Origin of the sequence: Pigmentiphaga litoralis (assembly GCF_048632615.1) — a bacterium.
GTDB classification, from domain to species: Bacteria; Pseudomonadota; Gammaproteobacteria; order Burkholderiales; family Burkholderiaceae_B; genus Pigmentiphaga; species Pigmentiphaga litoralis_B.
The window spans coordinates 3,891,973-3,917,422 of record NZ_CP184479.1; the positions used below are offsets into that span (position 1 = coordinate 3,891,973).

The following is a 25,450-nucleotide window of genomic DNA, read 5'->3' on the forward strand; positions in this document are numbered from 1 at the left end:
CAGACATGAACGCATCGACAACGGAATTGGCAGGCAAGGTCGCCTGGGTGCACGGAGCCTATGGCGCGGTTGGCCTGGCCATCGCGCAGGAACTGGTGCGCGCGGGCGCGTACGTGGTGCTGTCTGGCCGGAACGCCGATGCGTTGGCCCAGGCCACCGCGCAGACCGGCACCCCCGGACAGGCCGAAGCGCTGGCGCTGGACATCAGCCAGCCCGACAACATTTACGCCGCGGCCGACGCGCTGAATGATCGGCTCGGACACGTCGACATCCTGGTCAATTCGGCCGGGGTCAACCCCACCAGGCGGCACTTCAAGGACCTGTCCCTGGAGGAGTGGAAGAACACGGTGGACGTCAATCTGTCGGGCACCTTCTACACCTGCCAGGCCGCGTTGAAGGGCATGCGTGAACGCGGGGACGGTGTCATCGTCAACATTTCGTCGTGGACGGGCCGCTACGCCGCCTACTTTGCAGGGCCATCGTACGCGTCGACCAAACGCGCCGTGCTGGCGCTGACCGAAACCATCAATATGGAAGAGTGCGTGCATGGTATCCGGGCCACGTCGATCTCGCCTGCCGGCATCGATACGCCGCTGCTCAACAAGCGTGTGCCGCCGCCCACCGCCGAGGTGCGGGCGGCCATGCTCAAGCCACAAGACGTGGCCGACATGACGCGCTATGTCTGTGGCCTGCCGCCCCGCGTCTGCATCAACGAGATACTGATGAGCCCGACGCTCAACAGCAATTACCTGGGTGAATTCCAGACCCAGAAGCGGCCGACGCCGCGTTTGTCCTAGGTAGTCCAGGCCCGCGCACGGCGCAATGATTGGGGGTGTACTGACAAAAAAACGATATCAGGAGACCCCATGACCGTTCGCCGTGCCTTCCGGACCTGGCTGGGCGCCGCGCTATGCGCAGGCGCCCTTTCTTCCGCGGCCTTTGCCCAGACCGATTACCCGACCCGCCCGATTTCGATCGTCAGCCCGTTCGCCGCAGGCGGCACCTCCGACCTGGTTGCGCGCCTGATCGCGCCCAAGCTGTCGGCCACCTTGGGCAAGCCGGTCATTGTCGAAAACCGGGCGGGCGCTGCCGGCAATATCGGTGCGTCGTTCGTGGCGCGCGCGAAACCGGATGGACATACGCTGCTCCTTGGCAACAACGTGCTGGTGACCAACCCCGCGACGCAGCCCGTGCCCTACGACGCCGAGCGAGACTTCGCACCCATCGCGCTGCTCGGCGCCATCCCGATCGCGCTGGCCGTGCACCCATCGATCCCGGCCAATACCGTGGCTGACCTCGTCAAGATCGTCAAAGCGTCTCCGTCCAAGACCTTTGGATACTCGTCGTGCGGGGCGGGCACCGCGCAGCACCTGGCCGGCGAGATGCTGAAGAACCAGGCCGGTATTCCCTGGTGCACATCGCCTACAAGGGATGCAGCCTGGCGGTCGTCGATGGCATCAGCGGACAGGTGCCGATCATGTTCAATGCGATCAGCAACCTGATGCCGTATGCACAGTCCGGGCAGATCCGGATTCTGGCGGTGGCGTCATCGGCGCGTTTTTCTGGCGATCAACGCGTACAGACCATGGCCGAGGCCGGCTTCAAGAACTTTGATGCCGAGGTCTGGTTCGGCCTGCTGGCGCCTGCGGGTACGCCCCCTGACGTGGTGGCCCGGCTGCAGACCGCGGTGACCGATGCGATGAACGCGCCTGACGTCAAGGCCAAGCTGGACAGCCTGTACTTCGAGACCCGGGTGCGCGACGGCGCCTTCTTCAAGACCTATCTGGTTGACGACCTCAACAAGTGGAAGGCAGTCGTGAAAGAAGCGAAGATCGAGGTCACGCCCTAGGCCGGAGCGCGGAAGGCAGGCGCGGCCAGCACCTGCCTGCCGCGCCTGCCCTCAGGCAACCCTGCTTTCCTGGCGCCGCTGCTCGCTCTGGCCATGCTCTTTCAGCAGCCTGCCCAGCATGCGGCGCATCACGATGCCAGGGCGGTCGGACGGCATATGCATTTCTTCGCCGTCCTGCGTCGACAAGGGCACGTCCGCATCGCAGCTTTCCAGGATCAGCTTGTCTTCCGCCGTCACCGCGCGGTCGAAGGCGATCACCTCGGATGCGCTGACCTGTTCCTCGGTGTCGTTGCGATACACCCATTGGCAGATCATGCAGGTGTCGTCGTCCATGGGCGTCGCACAGGTGATCAGCGTCTGCTCCAGCCCATGGGGATAACGAATCGCCAGGCTGCGGGCGAAGGGCATGAACCAGGTCGCCTCGATGTGGCGCACGCTTTCGGTGTCGGTGGTGCCGACCGCCTTTTGCGCGTCTTCACTCACCACCACGGGAAGCGCGGTGGTGGTCACGAAGCCGTAGTCGTTGGTCACCACCTCGCGATTGTCCACTTCGGGGCGCGACTCGCTGCCGAAGGTGCCGCGGTGCACATAGGCCACGTGCGCCCAGTCGAACGAATTTTCCATCAGGCGCAGCGCGCCGATCTTCCAGGATTCGTAGAACTCGGGCACCAGCCGGAAGCCGGGGCGATCATGCGCCGCAATGTGCGGAATGTCGGTCAGTGGTTCGTCCAGCGCCACCCACACATAGCCGTACTTTTCAGCCACGCGATAGGATGGCACGCAGGTCTTGGCCGAGATGGGTTCGCCCGGCCGTTGCGGAATGCGCACGCAGGCGCCAGTGCCGTCAAAGGTCCAGCCGTGATAGCCGCACACGATGTTGTCATTCTCAACGAATCCCAGCGACAGCTTGGCGGTGCGATGGCAGCACCGGTCCTTCAAACAGGACAGCTCGCCGGTGCTCGATTTCCAGATGACGATGTTTTCGCCGAGCAGAGTGAACGGCTTGGGCCCGTCGTCCAGCAGGCCGATCGGCATGACGGCGTACCAGAAGCGTCGCAGGACGGGTTGTTGGGTGACGAGCATGACGGTTCCTTGGAAGACTGGCCAGATGCCGCCAGTCTATAAGGGAGCGCGCCCCAGGTATGCGGCGTGCGCCGTCATAGAGTCCATAACGGAAATGCCATGACGGGGGACCTAGCGGTCCCAGCTTGCCTGGTCTTTCGGAAGCCGGTTGTCGGGATCGTTGACCACAACAAATTGACCATCGGCAAGCCGGTCAATGTAGACCACAACGTTCGTCCCACCGGCGTTGACCTGACTGGGGAACACAATGCCACTGTGGCCGCTTGCCATCACCATGTCTGCCAACACCCAGGTGGGGGGTTCGATGTGCAGATCGAATTTCAAATGGCGCCAGTCTTCGCGCCAGTCCTGCCACAGTTCGTCCCAAGGCTCACCAGCCTTGAATTGCCGCAAATCAACCAGGCGGTGCAGCGAGACGCTGTAAGAGCACATGGTGCAGGGAGGCAAGAATGGCGAAGTCTGTTGATACTCCCGTAAAGCGGTCAGTTCCTCCAGCGACAGATAGAGCGCCGCAACGCCTTCTCGATTGAATCGGCCCCCGCGCACCGCCGCGCCTGCCCCACTGCGGGGCCGGCTTGCCCACCGGGGTGTGTGCGCCCTGAACAGAGTCGTACCTGCTGGCAGGTCGCAAAGAATCATCCCGAGAACCCTGCGCTGATCGAATCAAGATAGGCGATGGCGTCCTCAACGCGGCCTTCCTGGACCAGTTGCAACAGCGTCTTGTGACGGAAAGCCGGGATGGGTTCGTTTTTGATCAAGAAGATGGCCCGCTCCGTGTCATTCTGCAGTTCGGCAGCGGCAGACAAAAGACGCATCAGATCGCGCAGTGCCAACTGCAGCTTTGGCGATTCGGGGTGCGTGCGTAATGTGTTGCGATGGACACCTGCCAACGCGGCGAGTTCTTGATGGGGCATGTCGAGAACGTTCGCCACGCTTGTTGCTGAAAATCGCGACGTCCCTGGCTCCCGGGTCGACTCTAGGACTTCTTCAAAAACGGCGGCCATGTCAGTACCTTGCGATGAGTTAATGCACATTTTATGCACATATCCGGCACTCGACAAGTAAGGGTTGAAGCAGCCAAATGAAGGTTGATTGGGCAACATGCCGCTTCGGTACCCCATCAGTGTGACACCGAGGCGCGTCACAAATGAAAACGGGGCATCGCAAGGAACCCCTTGCAATGCCCCGTCATCACGCCGCGCCCCTCATGGCGCGCGACGCATTCTGCTGCTTACCAGCTGTAGCGGTAGCCCAACTGCCCGAACACCCCGCGGCGGTCTTCGCCACCGATGTTCTTCTGTACCTTGGCCACGGCGTACAACTGGGCGCCAGTGGTGTTGCTCGAGCTGACGCCCACACCCAGCTCGCCCCAGGTCCGGCCCAGGTCAGGGCGGATGCTGGTGGCGCCGACGTTGACGCGGCGGGCCTGCACGAAGTCGTGCAGGACGTCCACGGTCACATACGGCGTGGCGCTGCCGGTGCGTGCGGTGTCTTCCAGGGTCGGCTTGAACAGGCGCACGCCCAGACGGCCGCGGACGGCGTTGTCAGTCGTGCCCGACACGTTTGACGTGCCGTCGTTGAAGTCGCCCAGGTTCAGGTGCTGGTAGACCAACTGAGCCTGCGGCTCGATCGAGAAGGCACCATTGGCAATCGGGAAGGGCTTGCCGACTTCTTGCGACAGCGCCAGGCCCCAGCCGTTCTGGGTCGCACCCGTGCCGTAGATGTCGCCGTACTTGTTGCGGTAGTGCGTGACTTGCGCCACCGTGTCGGAGTAGCTGCGATCCTTCAGGTACTTGGTGAAGTAGCCGCCGACGCTTTGCATCTGCGTATTCACCTTGCCGGTGTCGTTGCCCAGCGTCGAGTTCAGGCTGCGGAACTCGTCGCGGAAGCGCGCATCCGCGGCCCCCAGGGTGACCGTTGCGCCAGCGTGCGTGCTGCCGCCTTCGGGGTCCTGCGACAAGGTGAAGTCCTTGCCGAATTGCGCGAAGAAGGTGTCCTGGTTGGCGCGGAAGCGGCCCGAGTCGGCGCGCAGGTTCGAGCCGACGATGCGGCCCCAGACGCCATGCTTGTTGGTTTTCTGGTTGGCTTCGGTGCTGGCGATGTCACCCACACGTTCGTGCAGACGGCCCAGGATCGCAAAGCCCTGGTCCAGGTTCAACGCCGGAGTCAGCGTGTAGCCAGGCACGGCAGGACGGTAGCTGTCCGACCCATCGCCCAGGGTCGAGCGCAGGTAGTAGTTGTCGGCGCTGGCGGCGCCGCCTCGATACAGCTGGTACTCGTACGCGCCGGCCAGCAGCGGGCCGCCGGTCAGGCGGAACGCGTTGGCGGCCGTCGTGCCTCCACCGGTCACCGCAACGACATTGATACCGTCGCCGGTCGTCTTGTCACCCAGTCCGCCAGTGTTGTTGACGCGCAGGGCGGTGGTGCCGGTGGCCGTGCCGCCCGCGATCACGACCTTGTCGGTCGGCGAATTGTCGGCGCCCAGGAAGGTGTTGATCGCCAGCGTGCCATTGGTGCCGGCGTAGCTATTGGTGGTGATGGTCTTGTAGCTGCCGGCGGCCGTGGCGGGGCCGGTGGGTGCGACGAAGGTGATCGAACCGGCATTGTTCAGAGACGTCAGCCGCGAATTGGCGGTCACGTTCCAGGCGCTGGTGCCGTCGATTGCGAGGCCCATGGTATCGACGTAACCCGTCAGGGCACTGCCATTGCGCAGGGTGACCGCGCCGGTGCTGGTCGCATCACCCAGCAGGTTGCCCACCAGGCGGGTGTTGTCCACGTTGACAGTGGCGCGGGAGGCATTGCGCAGGTTCAGCAGCGTACCGGTTGACGATGTCAACGAGGCGTTGTTGGCGATGGCAATCGCGGCGCGGGCGCCGTTGACGTCGATCGTGCTGCCGGCCGTCGCTGCCAGCGAACCGCCATTGACGTTGACCGTCGACAGGTCGCTGCTCATGGTGGTGTCGGTGATGGCGATGGCGCTGCTGCCGCCACTGACGGTCGAACCATTCAGCGTGAAGGTGCCGCCGGCATTGGACGTGGCGCCTGCGCCAAGCGTGCTGGTCAGGGCCGCGCCGGTGACGGTGGCCGAGCCCGTCGGTCCCATCACATACAGCGCGGTGGAGTTCGCGCCGCCAGCGGAAATCGTCCCACCGTTGATGATGCCGACGGCGCCGCTGTCGATCACGACGCCGCGCGAACCGGCGCCGGTGGTGGCGATGGCCGTGTTGGTGGTGTTGAGCGTGCCGCGGCCGCCAACGTAGATGCCGATCCCGTTGGTTCCGTTGGCCGTGACCGCGCCGCCCCGGACGTCGATGTCGCCATTGACGCCGAAGGAACCGATGCCAGCCGCGCCCGTGCCGTTGGCGGTGACCGTGGTGTTGGTCAGGTCGATGCTTGCGCCGGCAGCCTGGTTGTTCAGGGCCGCGCCCGAACCGTTGGTGACGATACGGCCGGCCGTGCCGGTGACCGCGCCGCCAATGGCGGTGCTGTCGATCAGGATGCCGTTGGCGGTGCCGCCTGCGGTGATCAGGCCGGTGCCGGCAAAGGCCACCGATGCGCCGGTGCCCGTCAGGTGCACGGCGGCCATGCCGTCATTGGCCTGGATCGTGCCGTCGTTGATCAGGCTGGCCGCAGCGCCCTGGACCAGCGCGCCATTGCCGTTCGCCACGGTGATGGTGCCCGAGTTGCGCACGGTGCCTTGCGGTCCGACGATCACGCCGGTCGACCGGGCGCCGTTCAGGGCCACGGTGTTGGTGTTGGACAGCACGCCGCCATTGCTGGCCACGAAGCCGGTGGTGTTGGCCGTGGACGACTGGATGGCCGCGTTGTTGGTCAGGGTGGTGGTGAGCACATTGCCGACGACGGCGCCGGTCAGGTCGCGCTGCTGGCCATTGACGACACCGGCGATCGAGCCGGGTGCGTTCAGGTTGATGGTCGTGCCGGCATCGATCGTGCCGGTCGCGCCGCCTTCGGTCGAGATCGCCACCGCGCCACCGCCCGTGCCGGTCGCACCGGTCACCGTATAGGTCGATGCGCCCGTCGACAGGGTGGTGCCCAGCCCGGTCGCCACGACGCCGCGAGCGTCCTGGCCCGACACCGTCACATTCAGTGCGCCGCCGGCCGACGAGCCGGTATAGCTGGCCCCGTCCGCCACACGGAACAGGGTGGAGCGATCCGTGTTGACGGCCATGGTGGTCGCGGCCACGTTGATCTTGGAATTCGCGCCCGACGCGAAGTAGCCGATCTGGTCCGACCCTGCCAGGAACTTGGGGTCCGCGCCCGCTGCGATATTGATGGTGCCGCCGTCTTGTGCGAAGGCGCCGATGGCGCCCTTGCCCGACAGGTTGATCGCGCCGCTGACATTCGCCACCGCGCCCGGGCCATCGACCCACACGCCGAAGTTGCGGGTGCCGCTGGCCGGATCGGCGTTGCCGTTGACGTTGATCACGCCGGTGGATTCGGCATTGGCCTGCGAACCGGGATTGGCGTTGACCTTGATGCCCACGCCGTTGATGCCATTGACGTTGATCGTGCCGGCGTTGCGGGCGATGGCGCCCGTGCCTGCCGCGCCATTGTCGTCGGCAAGAATGCCGATGTTGGCCAGGGGCGTGCCGCTGGCCGCGCCGTTGATGTCGATCGTGCCGGTATTCAGCAGCAGCGAACTTTGCGGCGCGGTCGAGTACATGGCGACGGCGTTTTGCGACTTGGACCCGATGACGATGCGGCCCGCGTTGGTGGCGGAGTCACCGAAATTGTTGATGCGCACGCCATACGACGGTGCATTGGTGCTGACGTCCACCGACGGATCGGCCAGCGAATACTGCGCGGCGCGGCCGATATAGATCGTGCCGTTGGCGGCGTTGGTGAAACTGCTGCCGCCATACACATCGACGCCGATGACGGTGGTGACGAAGTCCGGATTCACGCCAACGTTGATGTTGCCGTTGTTATTGCCGGCCGCGCCATTGCCCAGCGACATGCCGGTCGACGAGTTGTTCAGGAACGCAAAGCCGGCGGTGTTGATCACGCCGCTGTTCTGCACGGTCGAGCCCGCGTCCGTGGCGGTGATGCCCGAGCCGGTGTAATAGAAGGGGGTGGCCGTGGCCGTATTCAGTTTGTCGCCCGACAGATAGCCCGACGACACCACGCCCGTGGCGCTGTTGGTAAAGCGCGATCCGCTTTCGACGCGGACCACTTGCTGCACCACATTGCCTGACAGCGTGCCGTTGTTCGTCACAGTGGCGCCATTGGCGGCCTTGACCGCGCCCGAGGCGCGTTCGATGTCGATCTGGGCGCCCGAGGCGATGGTCGCCGATCCACGCGTGCCTTGCGCCAGGACCGCGTAGCGGTCGCCATTGGGAATACGCGTGAAGTCGCCGTCCGTGGTGTTGGTCTTGTAGACCACCGGCTCCAGACGCGTCGAGAACGCCTTGCTGAACGACTCGTTGTAGGCCTGCTGCGACGTCAGGGTGCCGTTGGCGACCGCGGCGACCAGCACGTCGTTGTAGGCCGCCAGTTGCTGCGCGTTGGTGACGTTGTAGTTCACGCCATTGAAGGACACGGTGCCTGCGTACGTCGTGACCGGGATCTCGACCAGCAGGTTGCCGTTGGCAAACGGCGTCGGCAGACCTGGATCGATGCCCAGGTTGATGGCATTGCGCGAGTTCCAGACCACGGCGCTGCTGGCCGTGCCGGTGCCGTCGGCGGAAGTCAGATAGGTCTGCTTCGACGTCATGAAAATCGGGTTGGTGGCTGGCGATGCGGCTGGCGTGGCCCCCAGGTTCACGTTCAGCGTGCCGCCGGTGGCGTCGACTTTGCCCAGCGACGCGTTGATGTACTGATCACCCTTGACGTCGGTGAATTGGTCGTAGATCTTGTCGTTGCTGTTCCGGTCGAAGAAGGACTTCGAATCAAAGGTCTGGAATACCACATTGGTGCCCGTGGCCGGGTTGCGCTGCGCCACGGCATTGGTCTGCGCGCCGGTTACCAGTTCGTTGGCCGCAAAGTTGCCGGACACAACATTCAGTGTGCTGGCAGGAACCTGCGAGTGGCCCGTCCAGCCCGAACCGTAGGTGCCCGCGCCTTGCAGGGTAACCGTGTCGCCGTTATTGACCACCGCGCTGCCGACGCCATTGTTGCTGGCGGGCGGGTTGTAGGGCGCCACCGCGCACGCGCCGGCCACCGGCGCACCCGCTGCGGTCGTGCCAGTGGCGCAGGTCGACGCAAGGACTAATCCGGGAGCGCACACGCCGGCTACCACCAGAGTTCGTGTCAGACCGGTCAGGGCTGTCCTCAGCACACGGTGCGTGGTCCCGACACTGGCGTCGGCGCTGGCTCGCGACGTAGAAGAAGACTTGCTTTGGCCACGGGTGACTTCCGAAGCGACAACGTATTGCTGTCGAGCGGTATTCCAGAGGACTCTGTGTAGCTGATTCATTTGGGGACCTGATTAGCCTGCGGGATCTGAGAGTTCCGCTTGACGTACACCATCGAGACGCAGCGGGGTTGGCTGGCATCATTGGCGTTAACCTGGTTCAGGCCAATTACCGATTCGATCTACATCCTAGAGATGACACGAAAGGGTTTTGTCATGCTGCAATGCGCGAATCGTGCGGTCGCGTGTAAAAACGCGGGTCTTTTTGCAAAGACGCGCTGGCGTTCATCGCCCTTTTTTCAAACTGGTTGAGTTGAGAACCGCGGATTCGACCAGAGGACTACAGCTTTGGTGCGACTGGGCTCATCCGCGATTCAACCTCCGACCGGTGCGGATCGATAGGGCGAAAGCTGCGATATTCGCCAATTAGCGACAGCTTTCCGTTGCGGATCCGACGACATGGCTTCGCCAGAGCTCGCGAACATGTTTGTTGGCTTTGGTGTTGTCGGACGTGAAGGCTGCAATGATTTCCCGAGCCGGATTGACCAGCAGCAACTGCTCTCCGAAGCCCGAGGCAAAAAACGTGGCGTCGTTCGGCGCCTCGTCGGTGACCCACCAAAGATAGCCATAGCCCGCATCGCCTACGGGGGGCCGCCTTCGGCGTGGGGCCGTGTGCTTGCCTGCACGTAAGGAGCCGGAAGCAGACGCCGGCCCTCCCATTCGCCCTGCTGCAACATAAGTTGCCCGACCTTCAGCAGGTCGCGTGTCGACAGCATCAGGCCGCGGCCGCCCATGGCCACGCCGGCCTCGTCCTGTTCCCAGTCGCTCTCGACGATTCCTAACGGGTCGAACAGATGATTCCGGGCATAGGCATGGGTCGGCTGCCCCGTGGCACGGGTCAGCACAATGGACAGAAGGTGCGCCGCGTGGGAGTCGTACTCGAAACGGGCGCCAGGCGGATGAGCGCGGGGACGGCCGACGATATATCCGAGCCGGCCGCCTTCGCCGAAATGGTCGCAGGCATGCAGCAGGCAGGCGTCCACGTTGCGCTCGTCCCACTCATACCCCGACGTCATGGTCAGCAGATGCCCCAGCCGGATCGGCGGCAGGGCGCGCCGTTCGCTGGCCCGGGCTTCCGGCAGCAACTCGGTCAGGGGCTGGTCGATGTCCTGGATGTCGCCCCGCTGCAGGGCGATCCCGATCAGGACGCCGAGCACGCTCTTGGTGATCGAGTTGAGCGGCTGCAGTGCATCGGGTTCGATGTCATGCCGGTAGTGCTCCAGCACGACGCTGCCTGCGTGCTGCACCACGCAGCCGCGTATGCCGGGGGTGTCCCGTAAAGCGGCAGCCAGCGCGTCTGCGTTCAAACGGTTCGCCATGACAACTTACACACCCATGTCCTTGAACACTTCCTTGGCGGTGCGGAAGCTGTCGACGCCAGCCGGCACGCCGCAGTACACCGCGGCTTGCAGGAACACCTCGGTAATCTCTTCCTTGGTCACGCCATTGGTCAGCGCGCCCCGCACGTGCACCTTCAACTCATGCGGGCGATTGAGCGCGGTCAACATCGCCAGGTTCAGCAGGCTGCGCGTGCGCCGATCGAGCCCCGGACGGTTCCAGATGTCGCCCCAGCAGTACTGGGTGACCAGCTCCTGCATCGGCATGTCGAACTCGCCGGCATTCTTGAGCGAGTTGTCGACGTACTCCGAGCCCAGCACTTCGCGGCGGGTTTTCAGGCCATCTTCGAAAAGGGGTTCGTTCATGGGGATCTCCTTGATGTCGGTGTTGGCAGGGTGGCGCGCCGCCCGGCCGGGCTGGCGCGCACGCCGTAACTTACACGGACTCGGGATCCGGAGCGAGTTGCGTGCCCGGGCTCAGGCCCGGGAAGCCAGTTCGCTCAGTACCTCGTCGGCATCGGCAGGCGACATCCCAAGCAAGCCTGTCAGGATGTCGCGTGCGTCGTGGTGCAGCGGCACGCTGGGCGCATACGGCGCCGCTGGCAGATCGGCGAATCGCAGCGGAGACTCTGGCACGACGATGGGCCCGAACGCCGGATGATCGATGTGGCGCAGGGCGCCGCGCGCATGCAGATGGGGATCGTTGACGACGTCATCGAGTTCCTGAACCGGCGCGCAGGGTGCACGATGCGCCCGGAGATGCGCCACGAGGACGTCACGGGTGTAGCCACGGGTAATCGCGCCGATGGCGTCATCCAGGGCCGTCATGTTCGCGGCGCGCTGCTCACGCGTCGCGAATTCGGGGCGTGCCGCCATTGCTTCAATGCCCAGCGCCTGCACCAGCGCGTCCCAATGCTTGTCGTTGCTGGTGATGATGGCGACATATCCGTCGGCTACCGGATAGACGTTGTAGGGCGCCAGCGCCATGCCGCCATGGTGATTGCCCGTGCGCTTGACGCCGCGATCCCGGGCCGCATGCCCGCCCAGGTTGGACGCCAGGGACGCATAGATCGCTTCCATCATCGACACCTCGACGCAGCCTCCCTGGCCGGTCCGTTCCCGATGCAGCAAGGCCGTCGCGACCGCACCATACAGATGCACGCCGGCCATGAAGTCGCAGACGGCCGGGCCGGCTTTGACCGGCGGGCCATCGGCAAAGCCCGTGATGCCGATGACCCCTGCCATTGCCTGCACCGCCAGGTCCATGGCCGGATAGTCGCTGTAGGGGCCGGTCGATCCGTATCCGGAACTGGCCGCGTAGATCAAGCGGGGATTGCGTTTACGCAATACGCTGGCGCCCAGGCCAAGCTTGTCCATGACCGCAGGCGTGTAGTTTTCGATCACGACGTCCGCCTTGTCCACCAGCGACAGGAAGACATCGCGCGCGGGCGGATGCCTCAGGTCGAGACAGATCGATTGTTTGTTGGCGTTGAGCATGGCGAACGGCACGGTCACGGCGTCGCGCAGTCCGTCGCCACGCTTGCGCAGATGCTCGCCACCGGGCGGTTCGATCTTGATGACCGTAGCGCCGGCGCGCGCCATCAGGAAGGTGGCATAGGGTCCGTTGTAGATCTGGGTCAGGTCGAGCACCACCATGCCCGTGAACGGAAGCGCCGACGTGGCAAGGGTTGCGGTCATCGTGTGGCTGCCTTGGCCGGCTGGAAACGGGCGACGCTGCATGTGTCTTCTTTCTGGATGACCAGCTCGACCGGAAGGTCTGCGGCAAGCGCTTCCGGGGGCAGAGCACATTGGTCATCATGCGTGGGCCTTCGGCCAGCTCGACCAGTGACACGTTGTAGGGCAGTCGGTCCTTGAACGCATCATTGAAGGCGGTACGGTAGACCACCCAGCTCAGCACCCGCGCTCGGCCGCTGGCCGGAACGAACTCAAACGTGGACGACAGGCAGTCGGGGCAGAAGTCGCGAGCGGGCAGCCAGCGGTGGCCCTGGTCGCATTGCTGGAAGAGCAGGTGGCCACGGTCCAGTCCTTCCCAGAAGGGACGGCTGGTGTCCGTGATGTCGGGTTGAGGAAAGTCAGCCATGCATATTCCCAAGAATGAGGGTGCCGTGCGTGTGCATCGTGCCGCCCTGGTTGCTGATCAGGCAGTTGCGCGCGTTGGCTACCTGCAGGTTGGCGCTGCCCCGCATCTGCCGCACGCCTTCGATGATGAGCTGCAGGCCCGGCATGCCGGTTTCCGACAGCAAGCCGCCGCTGGTATTCATGGGCAGGTCCCCGTCGATTTCCAGCCGGCCGCCGGCGGCCCATGCGCCGAACTGGCCCTTGGGACAGAAGCCGTAGTCTTCCAGCGTCATCAGCGCCGCGATGGTGAAGCAGTCGTAGATCTGCACCACGTCGATGTCCCTGGGCGCCAGCCCCGCCATGGCAAAGGCGCGCGATGACGCGGCCACGGCTTCGGTGGTCGTCAGGGTGCGGCGGGTCGCCAGCTCGCCCGAGGTCTGGCCCTGGCCAATGCCCAGAATGGGGACGGGATGGGGCACCCCCAGCGAACGCGCATGGTCGGCGCGCATGACCACCAGGGCGGCGCCACCGTCGGACACCAGGCAGCAATCGTCCCGGCGCAGCGGTTCGAGCTGCTGGGGTGACGCCATGTACTGATCAAGCGACAGCGGGATGCGCAACTGGGCGTTCGGGTTGGCCGCGCCATGCCGGCGGCTCGCGATCGCGATGGCCGCCAGGTCTTCCGGGCGCGTACCGTACTCGATCATGTGACGTCTCAGGATCATCGCGTACCCCGCGGCCGTCGAGAACCATCCGTACACGGCATCGTCGCCGCGTGGACGCGCATAGATCTGGCGGTTGCCCGACCGGGGCGTGTCGGCATAGCAGATCAAGGCCGCCTCGCACTGGCCGGTTTCGATGGCGCCGATGGCATGCGCGATCAGCGCGACGTTGGCGGCCCCGCCCTGGTCCCAGGCGCCGCCCAACCGGGGGCGCAGGCCCAGGGCCTCCGCCAGCTTCTGGCCGTACATGAATTCGCGGGCCGAGGTCGGCACCTTGACGAAGACGGCATCGATGGCATCCTTGGCGATTCCGGCGTCGGCCAGCGCGCCGCGGCAAGCCTCGGTGTTCAGGCTGAGGGTGCCGCGGCCGGGCAATTTGCCGAAGGCGGTGTGCCCGATGCCGGCAATGACATATCGTTCGCGCATCGTGGATAGGGGCATGGCGTGGCGTCCTCAGCGGGCGGTGAACACGGGGTCGCGCTTGTCCTTGAACGCGGCGCGCCCTTCCTTGGCGTCTTCGGTCGCAGCCAGCATGCGGTTGACCAGCTGTTCCATGCGCAGTCCTTCGGCCAACGACATGTCGCGTGACCGCAGCGCCAGTTCCTTGGCGGCCTGGACGGCCAGCGGGGCGTTGCGGGCGATACGCCCGGCAAACTCGCAGGCCGTCGGCACCAGGTCTTCGGCCGGCACGACCCGGTTCACCAGGCCCCAGCGGGCCGCGGTCTCGGCGTCGAACCGGTCGCCGGTCAGCAGCACTTCCATGGCGATCGCACGGGGCAACTGTTCCATGATGCGTTGCGTACCACCGTTGGCGGCGATCACGCCGCGCTTGACCTCGGACAGGCCAAACGTGGCGTGCGGCGCGGCAATGCGGATATCCGTGGCCAGCAGCAGGGTCATGCCGCCGCCCAGGCAATACCCGTTGACAGCCGCAACCACCGGCTTCCACATCTCCAGGCCGCGATTGAGGAGCATGCCTTTCTGCGTCTGCCAGAACTCCGACAGGGCGGGCGGATTGCCGATGAAGGTCTTCAAGTCCGCGCCAGTGCTGAAAGACTTGTTGCCCGCGCCCGTGATGACGATGGCGCGGACGGATGGGTCATCCCGCGTCTCCGCCCATGCGGCGGCCAGCTGGGCGTAATGGTCCGCGTCGAAGGCGTTCAGGGTATCCGGGCGATTGAGGGTGATGAGCGCGACGCCGTCGTCGCGTTTGTGCAGGTCAATGGACATGGAAACTCGCAAAGGAAGGTCGACTGGCCGCAAGGGCCAGGACCGGTAAGCGTTTCAGGGGGCAGCGGGTCGGACCCGTTCATTCGGGCAGAATGCCCGCCTTGGTAATGATGTCGCTCCATTTGATCGCCTCGGCCTTCATGAAACGATCGAGCTCGGCAGGCGTGCTTCCCTTGGGTTCCGAATCGTTGGCCACGAAATTCTTCAGCACACTGTCGGTATTGAGCGCGGCCAGGAAGATGCCGTTGAGTTTGGCAACCAGGGCGTCGGGCGTGCGCGCGGGGGCCAGCACGGCCAGCCAGGATCCCAGGATGACCTGCGGCAGACCCAGCTCCACCGTCGTCGGCACGTCCTTCAGCCCATTGAGCCGCGTCTGGCTGGTGACCGCCAGCGCACGCAGCCGTCCGGACTTGATGGAAGACATGACCGACGTCGTGTCCGAGAACATGACGTCGACACGGCCGCCCAGCAGGTCGGTAATGGCGGCCGGATTGCCCTTGTACGGCACATATAGCATCGGGCTGCCGATCGACTGGCTATACAGTTCCGCCGCAACCCGCGATGACGAATTGCCGCTGGCGAATGACACGCGGCCGGGCTCGGACCTGACCTTCTGCGTCAGGTCCGCCAGGGTCTTGAAGGACGAGTTCGCGCCTACGACGACCACCAGCGGGGCTTCCTTGAGCAGCGACACGCTCTTGAAATCCTGGATCGGGTCATAGGGCAACTTCTTGAACAGATACTTGTTGGCGATGTGGGTATTGCTGGTGAACAGCAGCGTATAGCCATCCGGATCGGCCTTGGCCACGGCCTCAGCGGCCAGGAAGCCGTTCGCGCCCGCCTTGTTTTCGATCACCACCGGTTGGCCGATGGCCGCGGCGATCTCATTGCCCATCACCCGCGCGGTGCCGTCCGTGCCGCTGCCCGGCGGGAAGGGCAGGACCAGTCTGATCGACTGGCGCGGAAACGCGTCATCCGCGGCGACGGCGGGCAGCGCGGCGCTGGCCAATGCGCTGGCCGCAAGCCCCGCGGTCAGCGAGCGTTTCATCAAGGACAGGAACAGCGGCACCTGCCACCCGGGGGCAAGCGCCTTGCGGACCAGCAACGTCATCGTCGTCTCCAATGTTCTGAGTGGCCTGCCGTTGGGGACCAATCCAGGGATGCTGTGATCCGCACGGGGCGCGCCTGTCATGTCGCAGGCGTGGACCGAGTATGCGAGCCGGCAAATGATTAGAGAAATACAATTGTCTGATTGCTTTGATCCGCTTTTCTGATTGCCGGCGCGGCGCCGTTTCGCCATCGCGCCCGCAGATGGAGGTCTCCATGCGCGCCCGCCTGACAGTCCATGAACTCGAAGCATTTCTTCATGTCGCCGATGCCAGGAATTTCCGTATCGCATCGGAACGGCTGCATGTGTCGCAGCCTGCCTTGACGCGCACCGTGAAGACGATGGAGGGCAAGCTGGACGTGCGGCTGTTCGACCGGAACACGCGCCGTGTCGACCTGACCAGCGCGGGGCAGGAGCTGCTGCCGATCGCGCGCCGCATCGTGTCCGAATTCGACAGTTCACTGAGCGATCTGTCGGAGTTCGTGGCGGGCCAGCGGGGCAGCGTCAGCATCGCGTCGCTGCCGTCAGTCGCGGCCGCGCTGCTGCCGCATGCGATCGCAGAATACGAACAGTCCCATCCGCACGTGGTGATCGGATTGCACTCGCTGCCGGCCGAGCGGTCGCTTGCCCTGCTGATCGACGGCACCGCGGACTTCGCCTTGTCGTCGCCGCCCTCGCACGACGCCGCGGGCATCGACTATGAGCCGTTGCTGCGCGACGAGTTCGTGCTGATCTGCGGCAAGCGCGATCCACTGGCCCGTTCGAAGAAAGCCCGCTGGTCACGGCTGACCGAACGGCCTTTTCTGGCCAGCGGAGAAGGCACCAGCGTGCGGCGCATTACCGACCGGGTGCTGGCCGAGACGGGTCAGGCCATCGTGCCCCGATACGAGTCGTCGTCGCTCGCCCTGATCGGCGCAATGGTGGCGGCGGGTCTGGGCATCACCGCCATCCCGCGCATGACCTTACGCCTGCTCGACGCATCCGAGCTTGCCGTCGTGCCGATGGAAGCGCCGCCCGTTTATCGTGAACTGGGGGTCCTGACCCGCAAGGACCGATTCCTGTCGGCGGCGGTGACGCGGTTCATCGATGTTGTGCGGCGGCAGCAGGGTGGTACCTACCACTGCCCATAGAACACGCCCGCCTTCTTGTGCGTGTTGGTCCGGCTTTCCACGAAGGCATCGCTGACCGTATCCCGGTGCCGGCGGTGCACCAGCCAATCCAAGAGTTGCGCGCGCAAGGCATCGCGCTCCGACGAAAACGCGGGATCGCGGCCCAGATCCACGAATTCATCGGGATCGGCCTGCAGGTCATACAGCTGCTCGGGCTCGCCGATCCAGTACACATAGCGCCACCTTGCGGTCCGCACCGAAAACGCGCGGCAGTCGGTGACCGACTTGCCCAGGCTCAGGCGCGCGCCGCGGAAGCTGTAGTCCAGTTCCGAAAACGCGGCATCCCGCCAGCGAGCGTCAGTGCCTCGTGTCAGTCCCAGCAGACTGCGGCCTTCGATGCGTTGCGCGGGGGCAGCAACCCCAGGGCTTCGAGCATCGTGGGCAGGATGTCGACCGCTTCGGCAAAGCGGGCGTCCGCCGTGCCACGCGTGGCGTCCGCGGCGGCGGACGGGTCGACCACGATCAGTGGCACGCGCTGCACGCAGTCGTAGAACAGTTCCTTTTCGCCCAGCCAGTGATCGCCCAGCAGGTCGCCGTGGTCGGCGGTAAAGATGACCAGGGTCTTGTCCAGGACACCCTGGCGTTCCATCGCGTCGAACAGGCGGCCCAGGTGGGTGTCCACCTGAGAGATCAGGCCCTGGTAGGCGGGCCGGACGACGCGCTGGCAGTCGTCGCGCGAAAAGCTCAGGCTTTCTTCGTGCTCGCGGTAGGCGGCGACGACAGGGTGCGCATCGACACGTTCCGCGGCGTTGCGCACGACCGGCAGGCATTGGTCCGGCGTGTACATCGCGTGATAGGGCGCGGGCGCCATGTAGGGCCAGTGCGGTTTGACGTAGCTCAGGTGCAGGACCCAGGGCTGGTCGCCCCGGCCGGCAATGTAGTCCATGGCCTGATCCGTCATGAATGCCGTTTCGGAATGTTCTTCGCGCACGCGCGCGGGCAGATGGACATTGCGCATGTGCCATCCGCTTGCGACCGCGCCATCGGGGCCGATGCCTGAGATCACGAAGTCGGTCCAGGGGTCGTCCGACACGTAACCCTGCGCACGCAGAAAGGCCGGGTAACCGCTTTCATTGCCGGGCGCGTGATGGCCGTCGTAGCGATCCACCTCGTGGAAGCCGCCGCGGGTCAGCAGCTGCGCAAGCTCGTGGCCGCCGTCGAGTTGCAGGCGGCGCATGCCTTCGTCGTCGGGCATGACATGGGTCTTGCCGGCCAGGGCGAGGTCGAGGCCACGGCCGCGCAGGTAGTCGCCCATCGTCAGTTCGCCCACCGACAGCGGCACGCGGTTCCAGGTTGCGCCATGGGTGATCGGGTAGCGACCGGTGTAGTAGCTCATGCGCGATGGGCCGCACACACCTGAATTCACGAAGGCGTTGTCGAAGCGCACGCCGCGCTTCGCCATGGCGTCGATGTTGGGGGTGCGCAGGTACGGATGCCCATAGCAGCCCAGGTGATCACGCCTGAGCTGGTCGCACATGATGAAGAGGACGTTCTGGACAGTCATGTCATTCCGGCTGGATGTTCAGGCGCTTGACGACCGCGGACCACTTGGCGGTGTCTTGCGTCAGGCGTGTGCGCGATGCGGCGGCGGTTTCTTCGACCGGGGTCAGGTCGAGCGCCTGCAGGCGTTCACGTACGGCGGGGTCGGCCAGCGCCTCGCGCACGCTGTTCTGCAGCGTACTGAGGATCGCGTCGGGCGTGCCCTTCGGCGTCATCAGGTACTGGCTGAACGAGGCATCGATATCGGGCAGGCCCACCTGGGGCAAGGTCGGCACAGTGGGCGCCATGGGGGAGGGCCTGGACGACGACACGGCCAGCGCGGTCAGGCGGCCGGCCTGGATGTTGGGTAGCACCGTCGGGGTGGTCAGGAATCCGCAGTCGACCTGCCCGCCCATGACATCGCTTAGCGCCGGGCTGGGTCCCTTGTAGGGAATGTGATCCATGGCAATGCCGGCGCCCGACAGGAACATGGCCGCGGCAAGGTGGCCCGGGGACCCGAGGCCGCCCGACGCGTAGGTCAGTGTCTTCTCACGCGACCGCGTGACCAGTTGAGCGACGGTGCCGATCTTCAACGCCGAATTGCATACCAGCATCTGGTTGAAGCTTGCCACGCGCGCGACCGGCACCAGGTCCGCGCGCGGATCGAATTCCATCTTCTTGTAAAGCAGGGGATTGACCGTCACGACCGTATCCGGCGTCACCAGCAAGGTGTAGCCGTCGGCGTCGGCGCGGGCCGCCTGCGAAGCGGCCAGGCCATTGTTGGCCCCGGGGCGGTTTTCCACCACGAACGACTGCTTGAGTTTGTCACCTAATTGCTGAGCCAGGATGCGGGCGACCAGGTCGGACGGCGCGCCAGGGGGCGACCCGGTCAGGATGCGGACCGGCTTGGTCGGATAGTGCGTCTGGGCCAGCGCGGGCGTGGCGGCCAGCGTGGCGATCAGGGCGGCGCAAGCCGCGTGCAGGGCTGGGTTCATTGTCTTCCTCCGGAGATTTTTTTCGATGGATGGCTCCGCACTGTAGGTAGTCGCTCAGGTTATGGCAAATGAATATTGTGGATGCTTGTTTTCCTTCTGGTTATGATCCGAGCACGCGGGAGGAGCGTTCATGGACCATGACCTGACCGGCTGGAATCGCACCAAACTTCGGCATCTGCATTGCGTGCTGGCCATCGCCTCGCACGGTCACATGGGGCGCGCGGCGCACGCCCTGGGTATCTCGCAGCCCGCCCTGTCCAAGACGCTGTCCGAATTCGAAGACATGCTGGGTGTCCAGCTCTTTACCCGATCGCGCAGCGGCGTGGTGGCCACCGAGGCGGGGCAGGTCCTGCTGGGCTACGCAGGCAGCAGCCTGCGGACGCTGCGCGAAGGGCTGGATCATGTGTCGTCGGCGGTGCGGCCCGAAGCGCCCACCATCGCCTTCGGCGCCTTGCCGACGGTTGCGCAAACCGTCGCGCCCGAGGCGGTGCGTCTGTTCCGGCAGAAGTGGCCCGCAACGCGCTTCAAAGTCCATATCGGCGTCAATGCCGATCTGCTTGCGTTGCTCAAGCGGGGCGAAATCGATCTGCTGCTGGGGCGACTGGCCGATCCGTCGGAGATGCTTGGCGTGTCCTATGAACATCTGTATGCCGAAGATGTGGTCATCGTCACGCGGCCCGGCCATCCGCTGGCCCGCATGCCCATCGTCGAGCCGCATGCCCTCAGTCCCTATTGCATGATGCTGCCGTTGCCCTCGACCGCGATCCGGCACAGCATCGATTCCTTCCTGATCCGGTCCAGCACATCGATCGAGGGCGGCAGCATCGAGACCATGTCGGATTCGTTTGCACGCACCTATGTGCAGTCCAGCGATGCGATCTGGTTCATTGCAGTCGGAACGGTGGAGCAGGACATTGCGCGTGGCACGCTGGTGCGACTCGCCTGCGATACGCGGCACACCACGGGATCGGTCGGCTTGACCCTGCGCAGCGATGGCGTGCGCCCGCAGGCTGTCACCGAGCTGATCGACTGCATCCGCAGCGCGGCCGCGGCGCGGCGGCACGCGCGCGAAGCATAGGCTGGCCTGACCGCGGCCACATCACCAAAACTCAATCGCCGCGCGAGGAAAAGTCGTTTGGCGCGGGCAGGGCGCATCACTACACTTTTTCTGTCAGCCCGGTTCCGGGCGCCACGCAGGAAGTCAGATGCCCGACCTTGCCCGTTTGCAGCTTGACGCGGTTTCCGTCTCCTTCCCCACGCCGAACGGCGTTTTCCAGGCCCTGGCCCCCGTCGACCTGACGGTGCCGGCAGGGCGGTTCATCAGTCTGATCGGCCCGTCGGGGTGCGGCAAGAGCACGCTGTTCAACGTGATCGCCGGTCTGCAGGCGCCGACCTCGGGTCAGGTGCGGGTCGATGGCGACGACGTGACAGGCATGATCGGTCTGGTGGGCTACATGCTGCAGAAAGACCTTCTGCTGTCGTGGCGCACCGTGCTCGACAACATCGTGCTCGGCATGGAAATCCGCGGCGTGCCGGTTGCCGAGGCGCGTGAAAGGGCCTTGCCCTATCTGCGCAAGTACGGTCTGGCCGGTTTCGAACACGTGTATCCCAGCGCGCTGTCGGGCGGCATGCGGCAACGCGCGGCCCTGTTGCGCACCTTGCTGACCGATACCGACATCATCCTGCTCGATGAGCCCTTTGGCGCGCTCGACGCTCAGACCAAGTCGCGCATGCAGGACTGGCTGCTGCAGATCTGGGCCGACTTCCAGAAGACGGTGGTTTTCGTGACGCACGACGTGGAAGAGGCCGTGTATTTATCGGATGACATCTACGTGATGGCGTCGCGGCCCGGCCGCATCGTCGAGCGCCTGGCGGTGCCGCTGACGCGCCCCCGATCACGCGCGCTGGTGTCCGACCCCCGATTCATCGACATCAAAGAGCATTGCCTGTCGCTGCTGTCGCACGACACGTCCGACGCGCCACTGACCGTGGCCTGATGTCGCGGCCGCCTGATCGCGCCGCTGTCTGATTCCGTCCTTGCAAGGAAACGTTCATGTCCACGACTACCGTCAACGACGCCGGCGTCGGCGCCGTGCTGTCCACGCCTGCGCCCGCCGCTGCCCGCCGCGCGGCCCCGACCCGCAAGGTGCGCCGCCTGCCCGTACAGAAAGCGTGGCCCATCCAGGTCATCCTTGCCGCGCAAGCGGGCCTGCTGATCGGCGGCGTGACGCTATGGGAAGCGGCCGCGGCCTATGGCTGGATCGATGCCTTCTTCTGGTCGCGGCCCAGCGCGATCTGGGCGACCTTGCTGACTTTCTTTGAAAGCGGGAATGCGTTCGTCGACATCAGCTACACCTTCCGGTCGACGCTGCTGGGGTTCTTCATCGGCACGGTGGGCGGCGCGACGCTGGGCCTGTCCTTCTGGTGGTCGCGCAACTACGCCGCGATCATGCAGCCCTACATCATCTGTTTCGAATCCCTGCCCAAGCTGGCCCTTGCGCCGCTGGTGATCCTGGTGTTCGGCATGGACCTAGCGTCCAAGGTCGCCATTGCCACCGCCCTGACGCTGGTGGTATCGACATTGACGGCGTATGCCGGCGTGCGCGCCATCGATCCGGATGGCGAGCGGCTGTTCTATTCTTTGGGCGCCTCGCGCTGGCAGGTGTTCCGCAAGCTGGTGGTGCCGGCCTGCGTGCCGTGGATCATCTCCATCCTGCGGGTCAACATCGGCCTGGCGCTGACCGGGTCCATCGTGGGCGAGTTCATTGCCTCGCAGCATGGCCTGGGCCGCACGATCATGTACGCCGGCCAGACCTATGAAATCGCCCTGGTCTGGGTGGCCGTGCTCGTGCTCGCCACCCTCTCGATCGTGATGTATGTCGGCGTGTCCTGGCTGGAACGCGTGCTGCGCAAGGGGGTGACCCATTGATGCCTGGCACGGGTGCCAAGGTCTGGCGCCAGCTGTCGCCGCCGGTTCGGGCCTTCCGGCCCGCCCCTTCTTCCTTCTTTCGTCACTCACCCCGGGATCGCACATCATGAGCTTCGGCCTTTCTTCCGTCTTTCGCGGCCTGTCCCTGGCGCTTGCATTGATCGCGACCGCCCAGGCCGCTGAACTCGAGCCGCTGGTGGTCGCCGAACCGGTGCACTCCACCGGCTACCTACCGCTATACGTGGCCATTCACAAAGGCTTCTTTGCGCAGGAAGGCCTGGCGCTCAAGGTCGTCACGATCGAAAGCGGATCGGGCCACACCAATGCCGTGCTGTCGGGCCAGGCCTTCGCGTTCATTGGCGGCCCGGAACACAACGCCTACGCCAAGCTCAAGGGCGCCGAACTGCGCACCGTCGTCAACGTGGTGGACCGGGGCAACGTGTATCTGGTCGCCAAGAAGGGGACGGTGCCCGCGGGGCAGGATATGTCCGCCTTCCTGAAAGGCAAGGCCGTTGCCACCGGCGCGGTCGGCGGAACGCCCAACTCGATCACGCGCTTCCTGCTGGACAAGTGGAAAATCGATGCCAAGAAGGACGTCGAATTGCTCGAGACGACGGCGGCGGGTGGACTAGCCGCGATGAAGGCTGGCCGCGCGCAAGTGATCGTTGCGACCGAACCGCAAATCACGCAGGGCATCCGGCAAGGGCTGTTCGAAGAGCCGTTCTACAACGTGCCGCGCGAGCTGGGCCCCTACGCGTATTCGACGTTGAACGTGCGGCTGGAATCGATCACCAAGCAGCCGGAAACCGTGGCCAAGTTCGTGCGGGCCGTGATGAAGGGGCTGCAGGCCACCTACGCCAACCCGGCGGAAGCGGCGGAGATCGCACGCAAGGAGTTTCCGACGATGCCGCCCGAAGACCTGAAAGCGACCATCGACCGCAGTTTCAAGGACGAGATCTGGAGCCGCGACGGCCTGGTCTCGCAGCAAGCCTGGACCACGTCCAAGTCCGTGGTAATGGACGCGGGCATGCTCAAGCAGGACGTGCCCTATGCGGGCGTGATCGACATGCAGTTCGTCCAGAAGCACGTCGCGGTCAAACAACCCTGATCCATCGCAACCCACCCGCAAGGAGCATTAGCCATGTCTGAACGCATCTGGGACAAATTCCTGACCCCCGCGACAAGGAGGTGTTTGCCGCCTCCGGGTATGGCGCGCGGGGCGCCTTCGGCAAACGTCCCGCGCTGCTCGTGATCGATGTGAGCTGGGCGTTTGCCGGCGATCGGCCGGACGAGCCCATCCTGGAGTCGATCAAACGCTGGCGCAATTCATGCGGAGCGGAAAGCTGGGTCGCCATCGACTCGATCAAGGAACTGATAGATACCGCGCACATGAAGGAACTGCCGGTGATCTACACCACGGGGTTTCGCCGGGAAGACAACTGGGATTCCGGATCGTGGGGCTGGAAAAACAACCGCAACGAGGAGGACGTGGCTCAGCCGGTGCCCGACCGCGATGGCAACGCCATCGTCGACGCCATCGCGCCGCAGCCGCAGGACATCGTGGTTTACAAACAAAAGCCGTCGGGCTTCTTCGGCACCAACCTGGCCAGTTATCTGACCCTGCTGGGCTGCGACAGCGTGATCGTGACCGGCACCACGACATCGGGCTGCGTGCGCGCGACGGTGCTCGATGCGTTCAGCCTGAACTATCGGGTCACGATTGCCGAAGAGGGATGCTTCGACCGCAGCGAGGCCAGCCACGCCATCAACCTGTGCGACATGAATGCGAAGTACGCTGACGTTCTGAAGACGGCCGAGATCATCGCGTACATGCGCGAGCTGCCCAATGGCATGTTCAAGCTGCCGTCGGGCGGCAGCACGGCCAACGCCAAGGTCATGCCGCCCCTGCGGGCGATCGCCTGAACGTGCCGTCAGGCATAGGCGGGCTGGCGCCGCGGCACATCGTGCCGGCTGCGCTTGACCTCGGCGCGCAGCCAGGTACGGAACAGCGCGACGTCGCTGCGTTCGTACGCGGCCGGCTTGCTGATCAGGTGGTAGGCGCAGCCCAGCGGCACCTGCAGATCGAATGGCGCGACCAGGGCGCCGGTGCGCAAGGCATCGGTCACCAGCATGGGCGTGCTCGCCACCACGCCCATGCCATCGATCGCCGCTTCCAGCGCCAGCAGCGAATGGGTGAAGCGTGGCCCGCCATCGGCATTGGGCGCGCTGACCCCCGCCGCGTCCAGCCATTGCCGCCAGAACGACCGGGTGCCATATCGCAGCCCCCGGTTGTCATGCAGCAGCAGATGCTGCAGCACATCTTCCGGATCGCTCATGCCGTGCGCGCCTTCGAGCAGCTCGGGACTGCACATCGGGGTGATGGACAGCGGCATCAGCGCTTCGACATGCAGGTCGGGCGCGGTGGCGGGCAGGTGGTCGTCACCAAACATCATCACCACATCGGCCTGGTCGGTCCACGCATGGATGTCGAGCGTGGCCTGCGGCGTGCCGCGGCGGCCCACGAAGGGACTGATGCGGGTCGAAACCTGCACGTCGATATCCGGATGGTCCAGCGCAAAACGGTGCAGGCGCGGCATCAGCCAGCGCATGGCGAACGAGGGCGCCGCATACACCGACAGGGTCTGCGACTCGGTATGTTCAAAAATCTGATCGACCGATTCGCGCAGGCAAGCCAGGCCTTCCTGCAGCTTGGGCAGGCACAGCCTGGCCGCGGCCGTCAGTTCGATGCCGTGGTTGACGCGCCGGAACAGAGGTGCTCCTATCAACGATTCGAGATGGCTCAGTTGCCGGCTGACGGCGCCGGGAGTCACGCACAGTTCTTCGGCGGCCTTCTTGAAGCTGAGGTGACGGGCAGCGGCTTCGAAGACCTTGAGGGAATTGAGGGGAGGGTGTCGGTTCGCCATGTGCTCTCGGCCAGGTTGTTGACGGAAGACCCTGTCTCCTCCTGGGAATACCTTGGTGCATGCGCTGCCGATGCGGTGCGTCGGCGGCGTGCGGTGCACGCGAGCGTGCATGA

18 protein-coding genes and 5 pseudogenes are annotated in these 25,450 nt (G+C 65.0%); 9 read left to right on the forward strand and 14 right to left on the reverse strand.

The annotated features are described in order from the left end of the window. Nucleotides 1-5: 5 nt before the first annotated feature. Both ACNANG_RS17855 and ACNANG_RS17860 read left to right on the forward strand, forming a co-directional pair. Complete coding sequence (locus ACNANG_RS17855; protein ID WP_420224122.1) at nucleotides 6-797, forward strand: SDR family oxidoreductase; 792 nt, start codon at nucleotides 6-8, stop codon at nucleotides 795-797. Between the two features lie 69 nt (nucleotides 798-866). Beyond that, nucleotides 867-1,849 (forward strand): annotated as a pseudogene (locus tag ACNANG_RS17860) (Bug family tripartite tricarboxylate transporter substrate binding protein). 51 nt (nucleotides 1,850-1,900) lie between these two features. Here ACNANG_RS17860 and ACNANG_RS17865 read toward each other — a convergent pair. The 11 genes and pseudogenes from ACNANG_RS17865 to ACNANG_RS17915 form a co-directional block, all read right to left on the reverse strand. Then, entirely contained in the window at nucleotides 1,901-2,932 is a 1,032-nt protein-coding gene (locus tag ACNANG_RS17865) for a Rieske 2Fe-2S domain-containing protein (RefSeq protein WP_420224123.1), read from the reverse strand. 111 nt (nucleotides 2,933-3,043) lie between these two features. Next, nucleotides 3,044-3,571, reverse strand: coding sequence for an RES family NAD+ phosphorylase (locus tag ACNANG_RS17870; RefSeq protein WP_420224124.1), 528 nt, complete (start codon nucleotides 3,569-3,571; stop codon nucleotides 3,044-3,046). Beyond that, nucleotides 3,568-3,936 carry a DNA-binding protein gene (locus tag ACNANG_RS17875; RefSeq protein WP_420224125.1) on the reverse strand — a complete coding sequence of 123 codons (369 nt, stop codon included), beginning with the start codon at nucleotides 3,934-3,936 and terminating at the stop codon, nucleotides 3,568-3,570. Before ACNANG_RS17875 ends, ACNANG_RS17870 begins: the two co-directional genes overlap by 4 nt. Before the next feature lie 227 nt (nucleotides 3,937-4,163). Next, a complete protein-coding gene (locus ACNANG_RS17880) occupies nucleotides 4,164-9,368 on the reverse strand; it encodes an autotransporter outer membrane beta-barrel domain-containing protein (RefSeq protein WP_420224126.1) in 5,205 nt (1,734 codons plus the stop codon). A 578-nt stretch (nucleotides 9,369-9,946) separates the two neighbouring features. Beyond that, entirely contained in the window at nucleotides 9,947-10,672 is a 726-nt protein-coding gene (locus tag ACNANG_RS17885; RefSeq protein WP_420224127.1) for a serine hydrolase domain-containing protein, read from the reverse strand. An 18-nt stretch (nucleotides 10,673-10,690) separates the two neighbouring features. After that, nucleotides 10,691-11,068: a carboxymuconolactone decarboxylase family protein gene (locus tag ACNANG_RS17890; protein WP_179585178.1), complete on the reverse strand. Its 378-nt coding sequence runs from the start codon at nucleotides 11,066-11,068 to the stop codon at nucleotides 10,691-10,693. 111 nt (nucleotides 11,069-11,179) lie between these two features. Continuing rightward, nucleotides 11,180-12,400, reverse strand: a complete 1,221-nt coding sequence (locus tag ACNANG_RS17895; protein ID WP_420224128.1) for a CaiB/BaiF CoA transferase family protein — start codon at nucleotides 12,398-12,400, stop codon at nucleotides 11,180-11,182. A gap of 157 nt (nucleotides 12,401-12,557) precedes the next feature. Continuing rightward, nucleotides 12,558-12,803 (reverse strand): annotated as a pseudogene (locus ACNANG_RS17900) (Zn-ribbon domain-containing OB-fold protein); the annotation flags it as partial. Next, nucleotides 12,796-13,944 carry a thiolase C-terminal domain-containing protein gene (locus ACNANG_RS17905; RefSeq protein ID WP_420224129.1) on the reverse strand — a complete coding sequence of 383 codons (1,149 nt, stop codon included), beginning with the start codon at nucleotides 13,942-13,944 and terminating at the stop codon, nucleotides 12,796-12,798. The gene ACNANG_RS17905 and the pseudogene ACNANG_RS17900, both read right to left, overlap by 8 nt. A 12-nt stretch (nucleotides 13,945-13,956) precedes the next feature. After that, nucleotides 13,957-14,733, reverse strand: coding sequence for an enoyl-CoA hydratase/isomerase family protein (locus ACNANG_RS17910; RefSeq protein WP_420224130.1), 777 nt, complete (start codon nucleotides 14,731-14,733; stop codon nucleotides 13,957-13,959). Between the two features lie 79 nt (nucleotides 14,734-14,812). After that, the gene (locus ACNANG_RS17915; RefSeq protein ID WP_420224131.1) at nucleotides 14,813-15,844 is read right to left on the reverse strand and encodes a Bug family tripartite tricarboxylate transporter substrate binding protein; all 1,032 of its coding nucleotides are present in this window, start codon (nucleotides 15,842-15,844) and stop codon (nucleotides 14,813-14,815) included. A gap of 212 nt (nucleotides 15,845-16,056) precedes the next feature. Between ACNANG_RS17915 and ACNANG_RS17920 the strand changes: the two genes are divergently transcribed. Beyond that, nucleotides 16,057-16,971, forward strand: a complete 915-nt coding sequence (locus ACNANG_RS17920) for a LysR family transcriptional regulator (RefSeq protein WP_420224132.1) — start codon at nucleotides 16,057-16,059, stop codon at nucleotides 16,969-16,971. Here ACNANG_RS17920 and ACNANG_RS17925 read toward each other — a convergent pair. Further along, nucleotides 16,956-18,514: pseudogene (locus ACNANG_RS17925) on the reverse strand (sulfatase-like hydrolase/transferase). The gene ACNANG_RS17920 and the pseudogene ACNANG_RS17925 sit on opposite strands and share 16 nt — an antisense overlap. Here ACNANG_RS17925 and ACNANG_RS17930 point away from each other — a divergent pair. After that, nucleotides 18,513-18,599: pseudogene (locus ACNANG_RS17930) on the forward strand (hypothetical protein); the annotation flags it as partial. The pseudogenes ACNANG_RS17925 and ACNANG_RS17930 overlap by 2 nt on opposite strands. On the opposite strand, the pseudogene ACNANG_RS17935 reads toward ACNANG_RS17930, so the two are convergent. After that, nucleotides 18,591-19,484: pseudogene (locus ACNANG_RS17935) on the reverse strand (Bug family tripartite tricarboxylate transporter substrate binding protein); the annotation flags it as partial. The pseudogenes ACNANG_RS17930 and ACNANG_RS17935 overlap by 9 nt on opposite strands. A gap of 130 nt (nucleotides 19,485-19,614) precedes the next feature. Here ACNANG_RS17935 and pcaQ point away from each other — a divergent pair. From pcaQ to ACNANG_RS17960, 5 genes are all read left to right on the forward strand, one after another. Next, complete coding sequence (gene pcaQ, locus ACNANG_RS17940; protein ID WP_420224133.1) at nucleotides 19,615-20,562, forward strand: pca operon transcription factor PcaQ; 948 nt, start codon at nucleotides 19,615-19,617, stop codon at nucleotides 20,560-20,562. Between the two features lie 127 nt (nucleotides 20,563-20,689). Further along, on the forward strand, nucleotides 20,690-21,481 hold the full coding sequence (locus ACNANG_RS17945) for an ABC transporter ATP-binding protein (RefSeq protein WP_420224134.1): 792 nt from the start codon (nucleotides 20,690-20,692) through the stop codon (nucleotides 21,479-21,481). Nucleotides 21,482-21,537: 56 nt separating this feature from the next. Further along, nucleotides 21,538-22,413, forward strand: a complete 876-nt coding sequence (locus ACNANG_RS17950; RefSeq protein ID WP_420224135.1) for an ABC transporter permease — start codon at nucleotides 21,538-21,540, stop codon at nucleotides 22,411-22,413. Between the two features lie 106 nt (nucleotides 22,414-22,519). Then, nucleotides 22,520-23,521: an ABC transporter substrate-binding protein gene (locus ACNANG_RS17955; protein ID WP_420224136.1), complete on the forward strand. Its 1,002-nt coding sequence runs from the start codon at nucleotides 22,520-22,522 to the stop codon at nucleotides 23,519-23,521. A gap of 80 nt (nucleotides 23,522-23,601) precedes the next feature. Further along, nucleotides 23,602-24,336 (forward strand): isochorismatase family protein, encoded by a 735-nt coding sequence (locus tag ACNANG_RS17960; RefSeq protein ID WP_420224137.1) that lies wholly within the window; start codon nucleotides 23,602-23,604, stop codon nucleotides 24,334-24,336. Nucleotides 24,337-24,344: 8 nt separating this feature from the next. Here the strand turns inward: ACNANG_RS17960 and ACNANG_RS17965 are convergent, their stop codons facing one another. After that, nucleotides 24,345-25,337, reverse strand: a complete 993-nt coding sequence (locus ACNANG_RS17965) for a LysR substrate-binding domain-containing protein (protein WP_420224138.1) — start codon at nucleotides 25,335-25,337, stop codon at nucleotides 24,345-24,347. Nucleotides 25,338-25,450: the final 113 nt, after the last annotated feature.